Origin of the sequence: Actinomadura sp. BRA 177 (assembly GCF_013372625.1) — a bacterium.
Classification (GTDB): domain Bacteria; phylum Actinomycetota; class Actinomycetes; order Streptosporangiales; family Streptosporangiaceae; genus Spirillospora.
In genome coordinates, this window is sequence record NZ_JABXFD010000472.1 from 1 (window position 1) to 3,924 (window position 3,924).

3 protein-coding genes and 1 pseudogene are annotated in these 3,924 nt (G+C 75.0%); 3 read left to right on the forward strand and 1 reads right to left on the reverse strand.

Features of this window, described 5'->3' with window-relative positions; genetic code table 11:
• The 3 genes from HUX53_RS27740 to coaE all read left to right on the forward strand — a co-directional run.
• Positions 1-811 (forward strand): endonuclease/exonuclease/phosphatase family protein (locus HUX53_RS27740; RefSeq protein WP_176406167.1); only part of this gene is annotated, 811 nt, incomplete at its 5' end.
• A 37-nt stretch (positions 812-848) separates the two neighbouring features.
• Positions 849-1,337: a GNAT family N-acetyltransferase gene (locus HUX53_RS27745; RefSeq protein ID WP_176406168.1), complete on the forward strand. Its 489-nt coding sequence runs from the start codon at positions 849-851 to the stop codon at positions 1,335-1,337.
• Between the two features lie 17 nt (positions 1,338-1,354).
• A complete protein-coding gene (gene coaE, locus HUX53_RS27750) occupies positions 1,355-1,975 on the forward strand; it encodes a dephospho-CoA kinase (RefSeq protein ID WP_176406169.1) in 621 nt (206 codons plus the stop codon).
• Here coaE and HUX53_RS27755 read toward each other — a convergent pair.
• Positions 1,952-3,924: pseudogene (locus HUX53_RS27755) on the reverse strand (hypothetical protein); the annotation flags it as partial. The gene coaE and the pseudogene HUX53_RS27755 sit on opposite strands and share 24 nt — an antisense overlap.

Sequence of the window (3,924 nt, forward strand, 5' to 3'; positions counted from 1 at the left end):
AGAGGTGTATAAGGGACGGGAACCCCAGCGTGCCGGCGCCGCGGCCCTGGTGCTGCTCGCCGGCACGCTGGTGTTCACCGTGGCGGCGCCGGACGGCAAGGCGCAGGCCGCGGCCGTCCCCGGCCAGGTGCGGGTGCTGAGCTACAACATCCACGACGGCGTCAACCAGTCCGGGCGGCTCGACCCGGAGGGCATCGCCCGCGTCATCGAGGGGCAGCGCGCCCAGGTCGTCCTGCTGCAGGAGGCCGGCCGCGGGTCGCTGATGTCCGGCACCACCGACGTCGGCGTGTGGCTGTCCCGGCGGCTCGGCATGAAGCTGATCTGGGGCCCGGCCGCCGACGGCCAGTTCGGCAACGCGATCCTGACGTCGCTGCCGGTGCGCAAGTCGGGGACGGGCCGGATGCCGCGCGGCGACTGGTCGCAGATCCGCGGCTACGTGTGGGCGCGGCTCGCCGTCGGGGAGAGCACGATGGACGTGTGGTCGACGCACCTGGAGGGCGGCGACGACCAGGCGGGCGAGCGGTCCCGGGAGATCGCGGCGCTGCTGCGGGCCTGGGGCGGCGCGCCCCGCACGCTGATCGGCGGCGACTTCAACACCGACGCCGGCAGCCCGGAGCTGGCCGCGATGACCGACGGCACCGACCTGCGCAGCGCCGCGCTCGGCGGCGAGCCGTACCCGACCCGGCCGGACGGCGCCGTCAACGACTGGATCTTCGGGTCGGACGGCGTGCTCGTCACCGACTACGAGGTGCCGAAGTCGGAGGCGTCCGACCACTATCCGGTCGCGGTGACCGTCCGGATCGGGCGGTGACCGGACCGGGCGGCCGCCGGCCGCTAGGGTCGACCCCATGAGCGAGCCGGTCGCGATCGAGCGGGCGGTTCCCGGGGACGCCGGGGAACTGCTGACCGTCCAGCGCGCCGCCTACGTGGCGGAGGCGCAGCTGTACGGCGACCCGTTCCTCCCGCCGCTGGTCGAGTCCGCCGAGCAGCTGCGGAAGGTGCTGGAGACGGACGCGGTCGTGCTGAAGGCGGTGCTGGACGGCCGCCTGGTCGGCGCCGTCCGCGCCCAGTTCAGCGACCACACCTGCCTGGTGGGGCGCCTCGTCGTCGTGCCCGACCTGCAGGGCCGCGGCATAGGGCGGCGCCTGCTGGCCGAACTGGAGGCCGAGGTCGCCGGCCGAGTGGACGCGTGCGTCCTGTTCACCGGCCACCTCAGCGACTCCAACCTGCGCCTGTACCGCCGCCTCGGCTACGCCGAAACCCACCGCGAACGCGTCGCCGCGCACCTCACCTTGGTCCACATGCGCAAACCCCTCGTCCCCGCCGGAACAGGCTGACCATTAGGGTGAGGCCCGTGCTGAAAGTGGGACTCACCGGCGGAATCGGGTCGGGCAAGAGCGAGGTGTCCGCGCGGCTGGACGAGCGCGGCGCGATGATCATCGACGCGGACAAGATCGCCCGGGAGGTCGTGGAGCCGGGCACGCCGGGCCTCGCCGCCGTCGTGGCGGAGTTCGGCGTGGACGTGCTGCTGCCGGACGGCGCCATGGACCGCGAGAAGGTCGGGAAGATCGTGTTCGCCGACCCCGACCGGCTCGCCGCGCTGAACGCGATCGTCCACCCCCTCGTCGGCGCGCGCATGCAGGAGCTGATGGACGCCGCCCCCGCCGATGCCGTCGTCGTCTACGACGTCCCCCTGCTGGCGGAGAACGGCCTGGCTCCCATGTACGACGAGGTCGTCGTGGTGGACGCCCCCGAGGAGACCCAGCTCGACCGCCTGGTCGCCCGTCGCGGCATGCCCGAGGAGGACGCCCGCGCCCGCATGGCGGCCCAGGCGTCCCGCGAGGACCGCCGCGCCGTGGCGACCCACATCATCGACAACTCCGGCACCCTCGACGACCTGAAAACCCAGGTCGACGCCCTCTGGGAGTCCCTGACCCGCCGCGCCGCCCCCCTAGAAGGGGGCGTCGAGGGGTAGGCGGTGGACTTCGGGGAGGTAGGGCTCCAGTTCGCCGGGTTCGAAGCGGCACATGCCTACGGCGTACCAGAATTCGGCGGTGGCGTTGCCCTCCCACTTGTAGCGGCCGTCGGGGGCTAGGGCGGCCCAGCCTTCGGCGAGGCCGAGAAGGGTGGTGCGGTGGGCGGGGGCGTCGCGGTCGGTGACGTCCCAGACGCGGTCCGTGTGGCCCTCTAGGGCGGCCGTGAGTTCGCCGGTGCGGGGGTGCCAGAGGCGGACGAGGCCGTCGTCGCAGCCGGTGGCGAGGAGCGCGCCGCCCGGCCGGAAGTCGATGGAACGGACGCGGCCCCGGTGGTCGGCGAGGTTGACGGTCTCGCGGCCGGTCGTCCAGTACCAGAGGCGGACGGAGTCGTCGTCGTTGGCGGTGGCGAGGACGTCCCCGGCGGGCGCGAACGCCTGCGCCCACACGTGGTCGGTCTCGACGTTCAGCTCCCGTTCGAAGGTGCCCGTCCCGGCCTGCCACAGATGCACGCCGCCGTCGTTGGTGGCGGTGGCGAGCTGGGAGTCGCGGGTGTTGAACGCGGCGGAGGTGAGGTTGTCGGCGACGCCGCGCAGCTCGCGGATCATCCGGCCCGAGCGCGGCTCCCACAGCCGGACGAGGCCGTCGTTGCCGCTGGAGGCGAGCATGCCGCCGTCCGGGCTGAACGCGACGCCGGTGACGCGGCGGCCGTGGCCGCGCAGCACGACGCGGCACTGCCCGGTCTCGGCGTCCCACAGCCGGGCGGTGCCGTCGTTGCTGCTGGTGGCGAGCTGGGCGCCGTCGGGGCGGAACGCGAACGGCCACACGGCGCCGCGGTGCCCGGCCAGTTCGAGGCGCTGCCGCCCCGTGGACGGGTCCCACAGCCGGACGGATCCGGCGCTGTCGGCGGTGGCGAGGCGGCCGCCGTCCGGGCTGAACGTCGCCTGGTAGATGCCGCCCTCGTGGCCGGACAGGACGCCGCGCTGCCGGCCGTCCGCCCAGATGCGGACGGAGCCGTCGGTGTCGCCGGTGACGAGGAGGCCGCCGTCCGGGCGGAAGGCGATGGCGTACACGCGTCCGGTGTGGCCGAGGAGTTCCTGGCCGATCTCGCCGGTGCGGATGTCCCAGAGCCGGACGACGCCGGCCTCGTCCCCGGCGGCCAGGAGGGAGCCGTCCGGGTGGAACACGGCCCGGAACACGGCGCCCCGGTGGCCGGCCAGCTCGCGCCGCAGCGCGCCGGTGGCGAGATCCCAGACGCGCAGGACGCCGCCCGCGTCGCCGGTGACCATGAGGGAGCCGGCGGGGTCGAACACGGCGGTGTAGACGGGCGCGGTGTGCCCGGAGAGCTCGTGCAGGAAGGCGCCGGACGCGGTGTCCCAGACGCGGACGGTCCCGTCCGCGGCGCCGGCCGCGAGGAGGTCGGCGCCCGAGGGGGCGCGTCCGCCGACGACGACCGGCCACACGCCTTCGGGGTGGACGGTGAGGGCGTGCGCCGTGTGCCCGGTGGCGAGGTCCCACACCCGGACGGTGCCGTCCGCCGAGCCGCTCGCGAGAAGGTTGCCGCCGGAGTCGAACGCCACCGCGTAGGCGCGATCGGTGTGCCCCTGGAGCGTGCGCAGGGGAGTGCCCGTGACGGCGTCGCACACGAGCACGCCGCCGTCCTCGCTGCCCACGGCCAGGACGGACCCGCCGGGACTGTAGGCGAGCGGCTGCGGGAGGCGGCTGGTCGCGAAGTGGAACCCGTAGGGGACGCCGACCGCGGGCGGCGCGATCTGGATGTCGATCGGACGCCCGGGTGCGATCGCCGCCTCGCGGAGTTCGGGCGCGGCGGCGACCCGGTTGGGGGAGGGCGGCGTCGACGAGCGCGGCGCGCGTCCAGCGGCTGCCGTCGACGGCGACGTCGCGCAGGTCGGCGCGGGCGAGGCGGGCCCGGGACAGGTCGGCGCCGCGC

Bases quoted from the DNA above. Each gene is read 5' to 3' on its own strand.
- HUX53_RS27745 (WP_176406168.1), top strand. From the start codon at position 849: ATGAGCGAGCCGGTCGCGATCGAGCGGGCGGTTCCCGGGGACGCCGGG.